Genomic DNA, 17673 nt, shown 5'->3' with positions numbered 1-17673 from the left:
TATCCACGCCATGCGTGGACGGCTGCGTCAACGCCCCGGCGTACCGAAGTGACCCAGCGGCGCGCCCGCCAGCAGATGCATGTGGATATGGAACACGGTCTGCCCGGCATCTTCGCGGCAGTTCATCACGATGCGGTAGCCGTCCTGCGCGAAGCCTTCCTGCCGCGCGTACTCGGCGGCGGCCAGGGCCAGCTTGCCGATCAGGTGCGCCTGCGACGGCTGCAGGTCATCCAGGGTCGGGATGATCTCGTTCTTCGGAATGAACAGCACGTGCACCGGCGCCTGCGGCGCGATGTCCTTGAACGCCAGCACGTCCTCGTCTTCATAGACGATGGTGGCCGGGATCTCGCGACGGATGATCTTGCTGAAGAGGGTTTCGCTGCTCATGGTCGGCCTCGGCGGGGGTTTTCCCGCATTGTAGGCCGGTAACGCCGGGGCATGCCCGGCATCGACTCAATCGCGCACTTCGCTGCGGGTACCGAACGCGTGCGACAGCGTGCCGCGATCGACGTACTCCAGCTCACCACCGAGGGGCAGGCCCTGGGCCAGTCGACTCGGCCGCACCTGGCGGGCGCGCGCCAGCTGCGCGAGGTAGTGCGCGGTGGCTTCGCCTTCGACGGTGGCGCTGGTGGCGATGATCAGCTCCTGCACTTCCGCTTCGGCCAGACGCTGTTCCAGCTGCTCCAGACCCAGCTCGCGCGGCCCGATGCCATCCAGCGGCGACAGCCGCCCCTGCAGCACGAAGTAGACGCCGCGATAGCCGGTGGCGTTCTCGATCGCCAGGCGGTCAGCCGGTGATTCCACCACGCACAACTGGCTGCGCTCGCGGCTGCCATTGGCGCAGGTCGGGCACAGCTCGGTTTCACTGAAGTCGCGGCACTGCGCACAGTGACCGATGCGTTCGACCGCCTCTGCCAGCGTCCCGGCAAGGCGTTTGCCACCTTCGCGCTCGCGTTCGAGCAGGTGGTAGGCCATGCGTTGTGCCGTCTTCTGGCCTACGCCAGGCAGCACCCGCAGTGCATCGATCAGTTGTTCAAGCAGCGGTGCGGACACGGCGGTGTGTTCTGTAGAGCCGAGCGCGCTCGACTGGAAATTGCGGACAGCCGAGCACGCTCGACGCTGCACGGTGGGTGGCACCCGGCGGTGCGGGTGCCACGCAGGACATCAGAACGGCATCTTCATGCCCGGTGGCAGCTGCATGCCGGCGGTGGCCGAACCCATCTTCGACTTCGACTCGGCGTCGATCTTGTTGGACGCATCGTTGAAGGCGGCGGCGATCAGGTCTTCCAGCATCTCCGGATCGCTGGCCAGCGACGGATCGATGCGCACCTTGCGGCACTCCTTGGCACCGGTCAGGGTGACGCTGACCATGCCGCCACCGGCGCTGCCGGTCACTTCGATCTTGGCGATTTCTTCCTGGGCCTTCTGCAGGTTTTCCTGCATCTTCTGGGCCTGCTGCATCAGTTGGGCGATATTGCCGCGCATGTCGTCTTACTCGTCAAAAGAACGGATGGAATCGGAAACAACCCGGGCGCCGTGCTGCTGGATCAGCAGCTGGACTTCCGGATCGTCCATGAAAATGGCCTCGGCAGCCTGCTGCCGCTCGCCACGCTGGCGGTCGGCACGCTGGTGCAGGGTCTCGGCCGGGACCTGCTCGGTTTCCACGGTTTCGACCACGATCTTCAGCGCGTGGCCGAGGGACTTTTCCAGCACCTCGCCCAGCGCTGCCAGCGCGCGCTCGGAACGCAGGTACTCAAATCCGGGCGAAAGGCCCAGTTTCAAGACCCCCTGCTGGCAACTGATGAAGGCCGCATTGGCTGCAAGCTGTCGCGATGGACCGCTCAGGCCACTGTTGGCAACCAGGTCGAGCCAGTCCTCGGCACAGGCAAGCTCGCTGATGCTGCCCGCCGCAGCGCGGTCGGAAGCGACAACCGCGACGGCCGGGGCGATCGGGATGCCTTCGGCACGGAACGGACGCTCCGGCACGGCAACAGCCTCTGCAACCGGCTGCGGCGCCGGCACTGGCGGCTCGTGCCACGGGGCGACCATGGCCGCGTCGGGCGTCGCCATCTCGGCCGCCAGCGCTTCATCGCGCGCGCCAGCCTCGTCGGTCGCCCACGGCGGCAGGTCGTCCGGCTCGGCGGGTGTCTTGGGCGTGGCTGCCTCGGCAGCCAGCTGCGTCTTCATCGGCAGGGGTGACCCGGGTTCTTCGACCGGAACCGGTTCAGGTTCAGGGGTCGGATCCGGCTCCGGGGTCGGCTCGGGTTCCGGCTCGGGTTCGCGCTGTGGTGCCGGGGTCGGCGTCTGTGCAATAGCCTCTGCCAGCACCGGTGCCGCGGCCTGGGCGACGGCTGCGGCTGCGGCTTCTGGCGCCGCAGCAGCCGCCGGGGCAGCGCCTTCGTGGCTGCCAGCAACGCCGCCCCCGGTCTGGCCCGTACCGGTCGGTGCGCTGCCACCGGAGGATTCCGGAGTGCGCGGCACCGACGGCACCGCAGCCGCTGGGCGGAACGCCAGCATGCGCAGCACGGCCATTTCAAAGCCGGCGCGCGGGCTGGGCGCCAAGGGCAGATCGCGACGACCGTTCAGGGCCATCTGATACCAGAGCTGGACCACTTCCGGGCGCAGGCGCTCGGCGAACACGCTGGCATCCAGTCCTTCGGCAGCGGCGGACGCGCCCGGCACCAGTTGCTGCACCTGGATGCGGTGCAGGCCCTCGGCCAGCGCATCAAGCACGCCGCTCCAATCCGGCGAGAACTCGGCCAGCGCCGCTACCACCTGCAGCAGGCGCGGGCCATCGCCCTCGGCCAGGGCATCGAGCATGGCCGCCACCTGGGTACGGTCGACCGTGCCCAGCATGGTACGCACCACGTCCTCGCGCAGCGCACCGCCGGCGTAGGCAATGGCCTGGTCGAGCAGCGACAGGCCGTCACGCAGGCTGCCGTCGGCGGCCTTGGCCAGCTGCACGATGGCGGTCGGGTCCGACTCGATCTCCTCGGCGGTGAGGATGCGGGTCATCTGCCCCTGGATCTGATCTTCATCCAGGCGCTTGAGGTTGAACTGCAGGCAGCGGCTGAGCACGGTGACCGGCAGCTTCTGCGGGTCGGTGGTGGCCAGCAGGAACTTCACATGCTCCGGCGGCTCTTCCAGCGTCTTCAGCAGCGCATTGAACGCGGCCTTGGACAGCATGTGCACTTCGTCGATCAGGTACACCTTGTACTTGCCACGCGAGGGCATGTACTGGGCGTTCTCGATCACCTCGCGCACATCGTCCACGCCGGTATTGGACGCGGCATCGATTTCCAGCAGGTCGATGTAGCGACCGGCGTCGATGTCCAGGCAGGCCGCACACTGGCCGCAGGGATCGGCACTGGTGCCCTGCTCGCAGTTCAGCGACTTGGCGAAGATGCGCGCGATCGTGGTCTTGCCCACGCCGCGGGTACCGGTAAACAGGAACGCGTGGTGGACCCGGCCGCTGTCCAGCGCATTGCTGAGCGCACGGACCACGTGTTCCTGGCCCACCAGCTCGGCAAAACGCTTCGGACGCCACTTGCGGGCAAGGACGAGATAGGACATCAGGCCACCGTCTTCCATCGGATGTTCCATTGTGCCACGCCTGTCCAGCCCTCTCGCCCTGCAAACCAGTGCTTGTGTCCTGCCGCTGCGCCCGCTAGAATCTGCGCCCCTGCTGAGGCGTTTGCCGATGGCAGGGATCCGGAGAGGTGTCCGAGTGGTTGAAGGAGCACGCCTGGAAAGTGTGTAAGCGTCTAAACCGCGCTTCGGGGGTTCGAATCCCCCTCTCTCCGCCAGATAAATAAAAAAGGCTGCCCCTCGGGCGGCCTTTTTTATTTATCTGGCTGGGGACGCGAAGTGCGCTGCGCGCGCTTCGCCCCCAGACGTTGCTGCGCAACGTCAGGGCCCCTCCCTTCGCCTGCCTCTCCCCGCCCCTGTCGGGGCAGCCCCTCAACAGAGGGGCTTGTTCCTCCAGATACGTCAATTTGCTCTACGCCATGCGTGGAGGCTTCTCGGCGGCTTCCCACGTGCGATATGCCGCCTTCAAACAAAACTGAACGAACCCTGGAAGTTCGCTAAGGTAGGAGCCTTCATACGACGCTCTCTTCACCGCCGCCAGCCATTGGCTATATGCGCCGCTGTGGCTGGCGGTCCCGGTGTATCTGCTGTGGAAGCTGCAGCGCGTGTATGGCGGCAGCAAGGCTGCTGACCGTGCTGCGCTGTTTCGCCATTGGCGGTGTCTACCCGCTCCTGGTCAGCTTGGTGGTGATGTACGCCGTGCTGGCGGGCATTTCGGCCTGAATGTCGCCAATAGCCTTGAGAGACATCAGTGACCGGTATTCAATTGCGCTCCCCTGAAGGAAACCGCCATGGGCCGCCCGGACCTGATCGCAATCGAGCACGACGACTATCATGCGGAACATGTCGGACAGACCGCTGACGGAAAGCAGTTCTTCCTGACGACGCCCTTCGTCCCCAGCTCCACCGGAGGCGGAGGCGGAGGCGAGTACATTGCTCTCTATCTGTTCGATACGGCTGGCAATCTGCTTGAGGCCCGCATCGACGAGCTTGGCCAGCGTGCAACCTTGGACCGGGCAGAGCGCAGGCGTCTCTACGAGGCACGCCTTCTTGAACTGGGCGAAGTCACCTATCAGAGAATCAATGTCGCACCATTCGCTCTGGAGCGCTTCGGCACTACCTTTGGACTCGTGCTGCGACCGCCTTATGACGATGAAGATGTTTGGGCAGTGGAGATGCAACCGGGCAACTACATGGCGTTCTTCGAGCCTTGGGATAGCGGGATCTATGACACCTGATTTACGCGCATGACCCTGATCTTGAGAATAGAGGCCTCGTGAACCTCCGCCTCTACCGCCCCACAGACATCAGCGCCTGCCTGTCGATCTTCGACAGCAACGTGCCCACCTACTTCGCCCCCCAGGAGCGAGGTGACTTCGAGCGCTTCCTGCACGAACACGCCGCACAGTGCGCATTCCAGGTGATCGAGGTCGATGGCCAGGTGGTGGCCTGTGGTGGTCTCTGGAACTGCGGCGAAGGCAGCGTCAGCTTCTGCTGGGGGATGGTTGAACGAGGTCGCCACAGACAGGGGCTGGGACGCGCGCTGGCAGTGGCCCGGCTGCATCAGGCTGACACAGACCCGTCGATCCAGCGCATCACGCTCAGTACCAGCCAGCACACACAGGGCTTCTATGCCGGCCTCGGCTTCCAGGTGGTACGCGTGGTGGCCGACGGCCACGGCGCCGGGATCGACGCCGTGGAGATGGAGCGGGTGCTGTAGCTTCCCGCTCCCGACGGATTCACGCAGGGCGTGGATCTACCGTTGGCATGCGTCAGCTCAGAAGCCGACGCGCAGGTTCAACTGGCCACCAACATCGTTGCGACCGTCGCCATGCTGGCCCTGCACGAACAGCGACAACTGGCTGCTGCGTCCCAGGCCCACGGCTACGCCGACCTGGCTGACCAGCGCATTGCGCGCCATCACGGCACTGTAGGCATCGAACGCATTGCCACCGACGGCGAAGCTCTGCCGGCTCGCTACGTCGGTGTCACCGGACGCGTGCTGCCAGCCCAGCCCGACCGTCAGCTGTGCCGGATAGCGCTCGCCGCTGCCCACATCCCAGCGGCCGCGAACGCCGACGGTGCTGACATTGAGCGTGTCCTTGCCGCCCTCCAGTACCAGCGCCGCGCTACCGCCCTGCTCCACCGCCCGATCGCTGTCCACCCAGTGCTTGGTGAACTGCACGTACGGCTGCAGCTGCGTCCGGCCATGGGTCCAGGTCCAGCTGCCTTCGATCTGGGCGATGGTGACATCCGAGTCCTGGCGGCTGTGCAGGGTCTGTGCCAGCAGCGGCACTTCACGCGTGGTGCGCGTGCGGTAATCGCCGCGCGACACGCTGCCACCGACCGCAAACCCGTTGTTCCACTCGCCCTGTGCATACAGCCCATAGGTATTGCCACGCAGGCGTGCACGCGACTGGCGATCGTACAGCCGCGTATCCAGCCGCTCGCTGCCCGCCGCCGCACCCAGCACCACATGCTCGCCGAGCTTCCAGTCGACGCCGGCCATCAGTGCATTGCGGTTGGCACGGATCTCGTCACCATTGCCATCGCCGTCCTGCTTGAACACCTTGCCGCTACCGGCCAGCCATGCCGAAGCACGCTCGCCCCGCACCGTCGGCAGCTCGCTGCCCAGACGCTGGCGGATGCCCTCTTCCAGGTAGTTGTCGTACAGCAGCACTGCACGGCTGGCCGCATGCACTTCACCGGAGAGCTGGTTGAAGGCGTTGCGCGCGGTGGCGGTGTCGTAGGCCAGCAGCGTGTTGTACAGGCCCAGCGCCGCGCCGGTCTGCGGCAGGCTGTCCAGCGCCGATGCCACGCCCAGCTGGTTGCGGGTCTGCGCCGCCGTGACGAAGGCCGCTGTCTGCTTCACATCGATCTTCAGCTGCGCAGCATTCGGTGTATACACCGGGCTCAGCGAGAGGAAGGCCGAGGTGGTGGTGGGCGGCACGAACTGCCCGCTGACACCGCCGCCTGCGTTGATGATCGTGTACTGCTGGCCTTGCTGGTAGCTGGTGTTCGGGTTGATGGCATTGACCACCACCGATGCACCGCCGATGTTCGCGCTGCCACCCACCTGCACCACGTCGCTGCCGGTAGCGCCCAGGTCGACCGACAGCGTGCTGCCCGGTGCCAGGGTCAGGTTGCCACCCACGGTGATCGTGCCCGCACCGTTGCCACCACTGCTGCCATTGCCCGGGCCGTTGCCCGGCGACAGCACGCCGCCATTGCTCACGGTGACGCCGCCAGCGCTGCCACCGATGGTGCCGGTACCCGACAACGTGGTGCCGCTGCCGATGGTCCATTGGCCTCCGATGGTGCCGGTGACATTCAGGCCACCGCCGGTGACCTGGCCGGTACCGGTGAATCCGCCACTGTTGCCGCCCAGGTTGAGCGGGCCCGGGCCGGCCTGCACGATGCTGCCCGTGCCACTGATGCTGCCACCCAGTGTCGTGGTGCCGCCGGTGTTGACCACCAGGCCACCGTTGTTGGTGATGTTGCCGGTGATCGCGCCGCTGGCGCCGCCGTTGCCGATCTGCACGGTACCGCCAGCGTTGATGGTGGTGCCGCCGGTATAGGTGTTGTTGCCGGTCAGGGTCAGCGTGCCGCTGCCGGCCTGGGTCAACCCGCCGCTGCCACTGACCACGCCGCCAAGCGTGGTGTTGCCACCGACGTTGAACAGCAGGCTGCCGTTGTTGCTGACGTTGCCGGCGATCGCACCACTGGCACCACCATTGCCGACCTGCAGCGTAGCGCCGGTGTTGATGGTGGTACCGCCGGTGTAGGTGTTGTTGCCGGTCAAGGTCAGCGTGCCGGCACCGGCCTGGGTCAGTCCGCCGCTGCCACTGACCACACCACCCAGCGTGGTGTTGCCACCGACGTTGAACACCAGGCTGCCGTTGTTGCCGACGTCGCCGATGATCGCCCCCGTGGCGCCACCATTGCCCACCTGCAGGGTGCCACCGCTGTTGATGGTGGTGCCGCCGGTATAGGTGTTGTTGCCGGTCAGGGTCAGCGTGCCGCTGCCGGCCTGGGTCAGGCCACCGCTGCCGCTGACAGTCCCACCGAGTGTCGTGTTGGCCGACAGGTTGACCACCAGCGCGCCGTTGTTGGTCACGTCGCCGACGATCGCACCGGTCGCGCCGCCATTGCCGATCTGCAGCGTGCTGCCCCCGTTGATGGTGGTGCCACCGGTGTAGGTGTTGTTGCCGGTCAGGGTCAACGTGCCGGTGCCGGTCTGCACCAGCCCACCGCTTCCACCGATGGTGCCGCCGAAGGTGGTGCTGGCATTGCTGCCGCCGGTGGTCAGGGTGGAACCGCCCAGCACCACGTTGCCGCTGGCAACACCGGCCAGGCCACCGATGCTCTGGTTGCCGGCCGCACTGATATCCAGCGTTCCGGCGCCGGCCAGATTCACCGTGCTGGCCGAGGACAGGCTGCCACCGGCCGCGACGGCCAGGGTGCCGCTGTTGATCGTCGTGGTACCGGTGTAGCTGCTGGCACCGCCCAGGGTCACCGTCGCTGCGCCATCCTTCAGCAGGTTGCCGGCGCCGGCGATGTCGCCGTCCAGCGTCAGCGGCGTACCGCCCAGCAGGGTCAGCGTGCCGCTTGCCAGCTGCACGTTGTTGCCCAGGGTCAGCGGCACACTGCCATCCAGCGTGGCATCACCGCCGACGGTCAGCGCGCCGGTGCCCAGGGCACCATTGCTGCCCAGCGACAGACCACCGGCATTGAGCGCCACTCCGCCACCGAAGGTGTTGCTGCCAGTCAGGCCGAGCACGCCCGCACCGTTCTTGACCAGACCACCGGTGCCGCCGATGTCGCCGGCAAACGTGCTGTTGCCCGCTGCGTTGGTGGTCAGCGTGTTGCCGCCAAGGCTGATCGTGCTGCCGGCAACGCCGGACAGCGTACCGATGGCCTGGTTGCCACCGCTGGAGATGTCAAAACCGGTACCGGCGTTGGCCAGGTTCAACGCGCCGGTTGCGGCCAGGCTGCCACCGGCACCGATCGCCAGCGTGCCGGCGTTGATGGTGGTGCCGCCAGTGAAGGTGTTGGTGCCGGTCAATGTCTCGGTACCCGTGCCTGCCTTGATCAGGCCACCGGTGCCGCCGATCGAACCACTGAACACGCCGTTGGTGGAATCACCGATGGTCAACGTGTTCGCACCAAGGTTGACCGTACCATTGCCGATCAGCGTGCCGAACACCTGCGTGCCACTGCCCGCTGAAAGATCGAAGGTGGCACCCGTGGCGAGATTGACGATGCCGCTTGCGCTGAGGCTGGCACCGGCACCGAGGGCGAGCGTACCCGCGTTGATGTTGGTCCCGCCGGTATAGGTGTTGGTGCCGTTCAACGTGAGAGTAGCAACGCCGTCCTTGGTCAGGCTGCCGGTACCCGACAGATCGCCATTGAGCGTGAGATCGTTGCTGCCAAGTACGGTCAGGCCAGCGTTGAGCACCATGTTGTTGGCCAAGGTCACCGCGCTGCTGGAATCAAGCGTGGAAGCGCCGCCGACCGTCAGCGTGCCCGTACCCAGCGCCGTGTTGTTGCCCACCACCAGGCCGCCGGCATTGAGGGTGACGCCGCCACCGAAGGTGCTGGCACCGTTGAGCGTCTGCACGCCGCTGCCATTCTTGACCAGTCCACCGCTGCCGGTGAGGGCGCCGCTGAAGGTCGCGTCGGTGGTGCCTCCCAGGGTCAGGTTGTTGCCGCCCAGCGACACCGTGCTGCCGGCCACGCCCGCCAGCGAACCGATGCCCTGGTTGCCACCGGCGGAGATGTCGAACGTGCCAGTACCGGCCAGGTTCACCGCACCGGTCGGCGACAGGCTTCCGCCCGCGCCGATCGCCAGCGTGCCGCTGTTGATGACCGTACTGCCGGTGAAGGTATTGCTGCCGGTCAGGGTCACCGTTGCCGCGCCGTTCTTGATCAGGCCACCATCGCCGGTGACCGCCCCGCCCAACGTCAATGCATTGCTGCCAAGCAGGTTGAGCGTGGCGCCGGCCAGTAGGCCGATGTCGTTGCCGAGAGTCGCGGCAATGCTGCTGTCCAACGACGCGTTGGCGCCCACGGTCAGCGCGCCGGTACCCAGCGCGGCATTGTTGCCGACCACCAGGCCGCCACCGTTGAGTGCAACCCCACCACCGAAGACGTTGGCGCCGCCCAGGGTCTGGATGCCGGTACCGTTCTTGACCAGCCCGCCGGTACCACCGATCACGCCATCGAAGGTGCCGTTGTCGGTGCCGCCAAAGGTCAGCGTGTTGCCACCCAGCGCCACAGCGCTGCCGGCGACGCCGTTGAGCGCGCCGATCGCCTGGTTGCCTGCGGCCGAGATATCGAAGCCGGTGCCCGGCGCGGACAGCGTAACCGCGCCTGTTGCCGCCAGGCTGCCGCCGGCACCGATCGCCAGCGTGCCCGCATTGATCAGCGTGCCACCGGTGAAGGTGTTGGTACCGGTCAGCGTTTCAGTGCCGGTCCCCTCCTTGATCAGGCCACCGGTGCCGGCGATGGAGCCGCTGAAGACACCGTTGGTCGGTCCGCCGACGGTGATCGAGTTCGCCCCCAGGTTGACCGTGCCATTGCCGGTCAGGGTGCCGAAGGTCTGGGCACCACTGCCCGCAGAGAGATCCAGGATGGCGCCGGTGGCCAGGTTGACGATGCCGCTGGCGGCCAGGCTTGCACCTGCGCCCAGCGCGAGCGTGCCGGCATTGACGTTGGTGCCGCCGGTATAGGTGTTCACGCCGTTCAAGGTGAGCGTGGCAGCGCCGTTCTTGGTCAGGCCGCCGGTGCCGGAGATCACCCCGTTGAGCGTCAGCGCATTGCTGCCCAGCACCGTCAAGCCGGCGTTGAGCGTGATGTTGTTGACCAGCGTCGCTGCCAGGCTGGTGTCGAGCGTCGCCGCACCGCCCACGGTCAGCACACCGCTGCCCAGCGCCGCGTCATTGCCGAGCACCAGGCCACCGGCATTGAGGCTGACGCCGCCGCCGAAGGTGTTGGCAGCGGACAGGGTCTGCACGCCTGCGCCCACCTTGACCAGCCCCCCGCCTCCGCTGATCACGCCGTCGAACACCGCATTGGCTGCCGTACCGAAGGTCAGAGAATTTCCGCCCAGCGAAAGGCTGCTGCCGGTCACGCCCGCGAGCGCACCGATGGCCTGGTTGCCACCGGCACCGGAGATATCCAGACCTGCGCCGAGGCCGCCGAGCGTCACGTTGCCGCCCGCGGCAAGACTGCCCCCCGCCCCCAGTGCCAGCGTGCCCGCATTGACCAGAGTGCCGCCGGTATAGGTATTGGCACCGCTCAGAGTAAGCGTGGCCGTTCCGTTCTTGGTCAGCGCGCCGGCGCCGGACAGCAGCCCCGCCAGGGTCAGCGCGTTGCTGCCCTGTAGCGCCAGCGTGGCGCCCGATGCCAACCCGATGTTGTTGCCGAGGGCGAGCGCGGCACCAGCGTCCAACGATGCATTGCCCCCCACACTCAGCGAGCCGGTACCCAGCGCCCCTGCATTGCCCAGCGTCAGGCTGCCCGCATTGAGCGCCAGTCCACCGCTGAAGGTATTGGCGCTGTTGAGCGTCAGTGCACCGGCGCCGTTCTTGACCAGACCGCCGGTACCGGACACCACACCACCGAGCGTCAGTGCGTTGCTGCCGATCAGCGTCAGTGCCGAGCCTGCGCCAAGGTTGACCGCATTGGTCAGATCAAGCGCAACGCTGCCGTCCAGGCTGGCGTTCGCAGCAACGTTCAGCGCGCCGGTTCCAAGCGCTCCACTGTTGCCCAGCAGCAGGCCGCCACCCGCCAGGCTCAGGCCGCCACCGAAGGTATTGGCACCATTGAGCGTCAACACGCTGGCGCCATTCTTCACCAGGCCACCGTTGCCGGACACCACGCCGCCCAGGGTAATCGCCTGGCTGCCAGGCAACGTCAGCACAGCGCCCGTACCCAGCCCGACGTTGTTGGCGAGATTCAGTGCGGCCGATCCATCCAGCGACACGTTGCCACCGATGTTCAGCGCGCCGGTGCCGGCCGCTGCACTGTTGCCCAGCAGCACGCTGCCCGCATTGAGATTCAGGCCACCGCTGAAGCCATTCGTGCCGTTCAAGGTCAGCTGCGAGGCACCGTTCTTGGTCAGGCTGCCGACACCGGAGATGTCGCCAGTCAGGGTGATGTTGTTGCTGCCGCCCAGTGTCAGCGCGGCACCAAGATTGACCGCGTTGCCCAGATTTAGCGCGGTGGTTCCATCCAGCGTCGCGGCACCGTTGATGCTCAGCGCACCGGTTCCCAGCGCACCGCTGTTGCCCAGCAGCAGACCGCCGGCATTGAGCGCGACGCCGCCGGTGAAGGTGTTTGCACCGGTCAATGTCTGTACGCCGCTGCCGTTCTTTACCAGGCCCCCGCCAACGCCACTGATCACACCGGCGAACGTCTGGTCGGTCGCACTACCAAAGCTGAGCGTGTTGGCGCCCAATGCCACGGTGGTACCTGCCACGCCGGACAGTGCGCCGATGGTCTGGTTGCCAGCCAGGGAAAGATCCAACGCCGCGCCAGCACCGGACAGGCTGACCGCGCCGGTCGCGGCCAGGCTGCCGCCACTGCCCAGCGCCACCGTGCCGGCGGCAACGTTCAAGCCGCCGGTGAAGGTATTGGCGCCGGTCAGCGTCAGCGTCGAAGCGCCGCTCTTTATCAGGCCGCCGTTGCCACCCAGTGCACCTCCCAGCGTCAGCGGCTGGCCACCCAGCACGTTGAGCGAGCCACCCGCGGCAAGATTGATGTTGTTGCCCACGTTCAACGCCGCGCTTGCATCCAGCGTGGCGGCATTGTTGATGTCCAGCAGGCCGGTACCCAGTGCCGTGTTGTTGCCCAGCAGCAGGTTGCCACCATTGACGACGACACCGCCGCCGAATGTGTTGGCGCCATTCAACGTCAGCAGTGCGGCGCCGTTCTTGACCAGGCTGCCGTTGCCGGAAATCACACCGTTGAACACCAACGGCTGCCCGCCCTGCAGCGCCAGCGAACCTCCGGTACCAAGCGAGACGTTGTTGCCCAGCGAAAGCGCGGTTGTGCCATCCAGAGTGACTTCAGCACCGACGCTCAACGTACCTGTACCCAGCGCGTTGCTGTTGCCCAACAGCAGCCCGCCGCCGTTGAGGGCCACGCCGCCGGTAAGCGCGTTGCTGCCCAACAGAGTCTGTATGCCGGTACCCACCTTGATCAAGCCGCCGGTGGTGCCGGTGAAGTTGCCGGCGAAGCTGGTATTGCCGAGCCCGCCGAGGGTCAATGTGCGGGTGCCCAAGTTGACCGTGCCGCCGAGCCCGGCCAGCGATCCCACGGTCTGGTTGGCTGCAGCGGTGAGGTCCAGCGTCGTACCGGTGGCCAGCGTCAACGCACCGGTGGGCGACAGACTGCCACCCGCACCGAGCGCCAGCGCCCCCCCGGTGATCGAAAAACCACCGGTCAGTGAATTCGCGCCGCCCAGAGTCAGCGTGCCCGTACCGCTCTTGATGAAGTTGCCCGCACCCGACAACGACCCATTGAGGGTGACCGCATTGCTGCCGAGCAGATTGAGGTTGCCCCCGCTGTTGACGACGATGTTGTTGGCGAGGTTGAAGGCCCCGCTGGTATCCAGCGATGCGCTGCCGCCTACCGTCAGGCTGCCGCCGCCAAGTGCACCGGCATTGCCAAGCAGCAAGCCACCGGCGTTGAGGTTGACGCCACCGGAGAACAGATTGGCGCCGCCCAGCGTGACCACGCCGGTGTTGCTGACGGTAAGGCCGCCGGCACCGGTAAGCACACCACTCAAACCAAAGGCGTTGGTGCCGCCCAGCGTCAGCCTGCCCGTGTTGAGCGCGAAGGGATTTGCAAGCGTGAGCCCGGCCGTCGATGCTGCGATGGCACCTCCATTCACGTTGAAGATGCCGGTACCGAATGACGCCGCGTTGTTAAAATTGACCAGGCCATCGTTGAGCGTGGCGCCGGTTCCGACCCAGGCACCTTGCAGGTTCCAGGTGCCACTGTTGACGGTCAGCTTCTGGAAGTTGAGGTACTGGTTCCAGCCCAGTGTGGTCACTGCTCCCCCGGTACCGGATCCCGGGCCGGCGGCATCGTTCTGCAACACCAATGTGTTGCTGGCTGCCCCGGCGCCCACACCGGCGTTGACCGTACCGGCTGCCGCCAGCGAGACCGAGATGCCGCCCAGCACATCAATTCCCGCCGAGGCCCCGGCGCCGGTCGCCACACTGGATCCGGAAACGGCAGTAAAAGTATTTCCCAGCGTCGAATCGCCGAGGTGGACGCTGCCGGTGATCGTGCCACTGTTGGTGACTGAATTGCCTGCCGCTGATCCAGCCAATCCGACACGCCCGGTAATTCCCCCGGTATTGCGCAGAACCGTCTGCGCGCCGCCGTAGCTGACAATGGCCGGCGCATCGGCCGTACCAAGCCCGCCCAGCAGGAAATTCATGTTGACGGTGCCGGCGTTGTTGATCGTGGTGACACCGCTTGCGCCATTCTGTACGGACAGCGCGCGACCGCTCGCGCCCAGTAGTGAACCGATATCGATGAAGCCCTGCAGCGTGCCGGTAGCGGTGTTGTCGACGGTAATCGTCTGGCCACTCGCGTTGCCGAGCACCGCACCGGAGGCGGCAAAAATACCGACATTGGTACCGATCGTGCCGTTGTTGGTGAGCTGGATGCCGTTACCGCTCAACGTCATCGAGTTGCCCAGGCCAGCGGTGCTCCCGACATTCGCTCCGGCTGCTACAGTTACCTGGACACCATTGGTGGCGTCCACGAAATTGTTGGTGGTCCCGGTGCAGGTAATTGCCGGGCCCGGCGTGGAGCACGCCGCGAACGCCGAACCACTGGCCAGCGTGGCAGCCAATGCAACGGCCAGCTGATGCATTCTCAATCGCGGCAACCGCACCGCGGCACCCGCATTTCCACCTGGATTCTGGGCGACCTCCGAAGCCACCTGCATCACGCCAAGAGCACGATTGAAAACCAGACGGTAAATGCGGTTCATCGGTAAATCTCCATGAAATGACCGGTGGCACAGCAGGCAGGTTTTTTTGAGGTGATGTCGTCCCGCCCTGCTCCACACCGGGAACAAGACCTGCGGTATCAACCTTGGAAAAAAATCACACGTTCACGTCAGAGCGCTGCAGGAACGGCGTGCCCCTGCACGTCCGTCATCGCGAAAACTCCCCGGTTTCGCTTGACGAATGGCCGCACTGTGCGACCGCCACCGCCAGCACCACGTGAATCCGGCACGTTATTTTCATGATGGCCGTCAAATAATCACGGCAGTCTTCACGACTTTGCCGAATATGCATATTCTCTTGTTTTGGCAAAACGGGAATATCCCTATTCCCGTCGTACCCGTTACCGGCCTCAGCTGCTGGAGAGTTTCATCAGCACCAGGCCGGCGACGATCAATACCGCTGCACCAATCCGCATCGGGCTGACCTGCTCGCCCAGGAATACGATGCCGACCACGAAGGCACCGACCGCGCCGATGCCGGTCCAGATCGTATAAGCGGTGCCCAGCGGCAGGCTGCGCATGGCAACGGCCAGCAGCCAGAAGCTGGCGATCATGCCGATGATGGTGATGATGCTGGGGGTGAGTTTGGTGAAGCCTTCAGACTGCTTCATCGACACGGCCCAGACGATTTCCAGCAGGCCGGCAAACAACAGATAGATCCAGGCCATGACAGCCCTCCGATGGTAGGGCCAGGCCGTCCTGGTCATTGAATCCCGATGTGGGGGAGGTCGTTCCTCCTGCGGCCGGATTCTAGCAACGGCGGCAGCCCCGGGCCGATGCCGCAGCCAACGGGTTACATCGGATTCAGCGCGTGAAGCTGGCGTCAGCACCCATGCCTGCGCTAGAATGCGCGTCTGCCATCGGTAAGCTGATGCGCAGTCCGGCTGTGGTCTCCGGCGCTCGATGCGCTGCTTCCCCTGATCCGTGAATCGGCCGCCTCCGGGCGGCCAACGTCTCTATGGTGGCCCCGTCGGCCCCTCGCGACGCTAGGTCGAAAACTCCGCCAGGGCCGGAAGGCAGCAACGGTATCGATCGACGCGGGCGCCGAGGTCAGCCGGCGGGGCCACCGCCTTTTCAGGCGCTACCCCGGCCCTGATGGATGCCAACCCTGGTTGCCGCCCTTCGCGGCAGGGCCCGGCGCTACCGTGCCTCGGGCGTGCCCTGATGGAACGCCACCCGCCAACCCGTTGCATGCAACCGCCACAGCGAGCTGCGCAGCACCCACCGCTGCGGTTGGCCGTCGACGTGATAGCGACTGCGGTAGCGCACCTGGGCCAGCCCCTCTGCCAGCATCCACACGGCGTACTGGTCCGACTCGATCAGCACCTGCGCACGCTCCAGCGGGATCTCTTCCAGCGCGGCCTCACGGCCGTAGCACTGGCCGGAGCTGCCGATCTCGCTGAAATCCTCATCCAGCAATGCCGCCAGACGCTCATGATCTGCGCGCACCTGCGGGCAATGCAGTGCACGTTCCAGTCGCTCCAGCTCGGCAGCCAACGCCGGCGTTGCGGCGTGGCCAGCGCTGCTCACGGCGGATCCTGCGCCAGAACGTGCGGGGCGGTCGGCGTGGCCAGCACAACACACTGCCCCGGCTGTGCCACCCGGTGCCCGCGCGCGGCGAGGGCCTGGCCATCGGCCACGCTGGCGTAGTGGTACAGCATCATCCGTGCCTGCAGCTCGGCGCTGTACTCGCGTTCCAGGTCATCCACGCCGGTGTGCGAAGGATTGCCATGCAACCCGCAATCGTGGGCGATCAGCTCATTGTCATTGGCAAAGCGCGCCAGCATTTCCGGAATCGGCCGGGTATCGCCGCTCCAGGTCAGCGCGCCCTGCAGCCGCAGGCCATAGGCCGTCTCCGGCCAGTGGTGGCGCACCGGGAACACCTCCAGGCGCACGCCCTCGTGCCAGAACGCATCGCCCACCACGATCAGCTGGAAGGCATCCCAGAAGTTGGCGCCGCCCTCGGCCAGCACGTTCGGGTAATCGCCGATGCGCTTGTGCAGCAGCGGCACCACGGTGGCCGGCACGTACAGGCGCACCTTGCCGCGCCGCTGCGCGCTGAAGAAGGTGTCCACGAACAGACGCTCAAAACCGGCCACGTGGTCCAGGTGTACATGGGTGACGAACAGCGCCTGCGGCATATGCCCGTAGTGCGCCTTGAAGGCAGTCAGGCCTTCACCACCACAGTCGATGGTCAGCCAGGGCCGGCCATCACGCTCGATCACCGACATCGGCGAACCCAGCTCGACCGCCGACGCATTGCCGACGCCGAGGAAACGCAACGACCAGTCCATCAGGTGCCCCGGTTCCAGGCCATGTCATAGGCGCGACGCAGGCGCGCATAGTCTTTTTCCACGTCTTCCACGCTGCGCTCACCGCGCAGCTTGATCAGCGAGCGCAGCAGGCGCTTGAGATTGCGCTCGCGCCAGGCGGTGGCCGGGATGCGGATCACCCCGCGATCGAAGTCGATCAGCCAGCCATGGCCGTTGCCGTCGAACAGGATGTTGTGCGCATTGAGATCGGCATGGTCCAGCCCGGCACGGTGGAAGCGCGCGATCATCCGCCCGGTTTCCTCCCACGGCGCACCGCGCCCGGCCACCAGCGCGCGGTCGGCCAGCGAGCGCACCCCTTCGATCCGTTCCATCAGGATCGCGGCGCGGTAGCGCAGGCCTTCACGCATGTAGAAGGCGGCAATCGGCCTGGGCACCGGCAGTTTCTTCTCGCGCAGCGCGCGCATCAGCCGGAATTCGGCAAAACTGCGGGTCCGGTCCGCCCCCCGCCAGATGTACTGGTCGTGGCTGATCCGGGCCGCCAGCCCTCCGCGCAGGTAGTGCCGCAGCACGCTGGGACCGAACGGCGCATCCACGAACCAGGCACTGCCGCGGCCACCCTCACCCACCGGCCGGGCCTTGCCGGCCCAGTGCTGTGGCGAGAACAGACCGATGTCGGCTTGCCGCAGCCGCTCGCGGTCGAACAGAATGGCCCCGATGCCGCGACCCTCGCGGCATGGCGTCAGCGCTTCATTGGCGTCGAATGCGACCATTCCTTTGAGT

At 66.2% G+C, this 17673-nt stretch carries 11 protein-coding genes, 1 tRNA gene and 1 other RNA gene; 4 read left to right on the top strand and 9 right to left on the bottom strand.

What is annotated here, in order from left to right:
• Nucleotides 1-27: 27 nt before the first annotated feature.
• The 4 genes from AC13GI_RS09740 to dnaX form a co-directional block, all read right to left on the bottom strand.
• On the bottom strand, nucleotides 28-387 hold the full coding sequence (locus tag AC13GI_RS09740) for a histidine triad nucleotide-binding protein (RefSeq protein ID WP_089239144.1): 360 nt from the start codon (nucleotides 385-387) through the stop codon (nucleotides 28-30).
• A 66-nt stretch (nucleotides 388-453) separates the two neighbouring features.
• Nucleotides 454-1053 carry a recombination mediator RecR gene (gene recR, locus AC13GI_RS09735; protein WP_089239142.1) on the bottom strand — a complete coding sequence of 200 codons (600 nt, stop codon included), beginning with the start codon at nucleotides 1051-1053 and terminating at the stop codon, nucleotides 454-456.
• Nucleotides 1054-1164: 111 nt separating this feature from the next.
• On the bottom strand, nucleotides 1165-1485 hold the full coding sequence (locus AC13GI_RS09730) for a YbaB/EbfC family nucleoid-associated protein (protein WP_025879376.1): 321 nt from the start codon (nucleotides 1483-1485) through the stop codon (nucleotides 1165-1167).
• 6 nt (nucleotides 1486-1491) lie between these two features.
• Nucleotides 1492-3591 (bottom strand): DNA polymerase III subunit gamma/tau, encoded by a 2100-nt coding sequence (gene dnaX, locus AC13GI_RS09725; RefSeq protein ID WP_482996208.1) that lies wholly within the window; start codon nucleotides 3589-3591, stop codon nucleotides 1492-1494.
• 122 nt (nucleotides 3592-3713) lie between these two features.
• Here dnaX and AC13GI_RS09720 point away from each other — a divergent pair.
• The 3 genes from AC13GI_RS09720 to AC13GI_RS09710 all read left to right on the top strand — a co-directional run bounded on the left by AC13GI_RS09720 (nucleotide 3714) and on the right by AC13GI_RS09710 (nucleotide 5308).
• Nucleotides 3714-3806, top strand: a tRNA-Ser gene (locus AC13GI_RS09720).
• A gap of 573 nt (nucleotides 3807-4379) precedes the next feature.
• Entirely contained in the window at nucleotides 4380-4826 is a 447-nt protein-coding gene (locus AC13GI_RS09715; RefSeq protein ID WP_482996152.1) for a hypothetical protein, read from the top strand.
• Nucleotides 4827-4864: 38 nt separating this feature from the next.
• A complete protein-coding gene (locus tag AC13GI_RS09710) occupies nucleotides 4865-5308 on the top strand; it encodes a GNAT family N-acetyltransferase (RefSeq protein WP_482996151.1) in 444 nt (147 codons plus the stop codon).
• A 57-nt stretch (nucleotides 5309-5365) separates the two neighbouring features.
• On the opposite strand, the gene AC13GI_RS09705 is transcribed toward AC13GI_RS09710, so the two are convergent.
• Together AC13GI_RS09705 and sugE are read right to left on the bottom strand one after the other, a co-directional pair.
• Entirely contained in the window at nucleotides 5366-14602 is a 9237-nt protein-coding gene (locus tag AC13GI_RS09705; protein WP_482996150.1) for an autotransporter-associated beta strand repeat-containing protein, read from the bottom strand.
• A gap of 368 nt (nucleotides 14603-14970) precedes the next feature.
• Nucleotides 14971-15288, bottom strand: coding sequence for a quaternary ammonium compound efflux SMR transporter SugE (sugE, locus tag AC13GI_RS09700; protein ID WP_099819189.1), 318 nt, complete (start codon nucleotides 15286-15288; stop codon nucleotides 14971-14973).
• A gap of 299 nt (nucleotides 15289-15587) precedes the next feature.
• On the opposite strand from sugE, the gene ffs reads away from it, so the two are divergent.
• Nucleotides 15588-15684: signal recognition particle sRNA small type (gene ffs / locus AC13GI_RS09695), an RNA gene on the top strand.
• Nucleotides 15685-15760: 76 nt separating this feature from the next.
• Here the strand turns inward: ffs and AC13GI_RS09690 are convergent.
• Genes AC13GI_RS09690 through AC13GI_RS09680 form a run of 3 tightly spaced genes read right to left on the bottom strand, consistent with a single transcriptional unit; the run spans nucleotide 15761 to nucleotide 17663 of the window.
• Nucleotides 15761-16150, bottom strand: coding sequence for a nuclear transport factor 2 family protein (locus tag AC13GI_RS09690; RefSeq protein ID WP_482996149.1), 390 nt, complete (start codon nucleotides 16148-16150; stop codon nucleotides 15761-15763).
• On the bottom strand, nucleotides 16147-16914 hold the full coding sequence (locus tag AC13GI_RS09685) for an MBL fold metallo-hydrolase (protein WP_100463386.1): 768 nt from the start codon (nucleotides 16912-16914) through the stop codon (nucleotides 16147-16149). The genes AC13GI_RS09690 and AC13GI_RS09685 overlap by 4 nt, the downstream gene beginning before the upstream one ends.
• Nucleotides 16914-17663 carry a 3-deoxy-D-manno-octulosonic acid kinase gene (locus AC13GI_RS09680; protein WP_089239126.1) on the bottom strand — a complete coding sequence of 250 codons (750 nt, stop codon included), beginning with the start codon at nucleotides 17661-17663 and terminating at the stop codon, nucleotides 16914-16916. Before AC13GI_RS09680 ends, AC13GI_RS09685 begins: the two co-directional genes overlap by 1 nt.
• Nucleotides 17664-17673 lie beyond the last annotated feature (10 nt).

This window comes from Stenotrophomonas sp. 82F1 (assembly GCF_056861525.1).
This window is presented reverse-complemented; position numbering and strand designations above follow the sequence as displayed.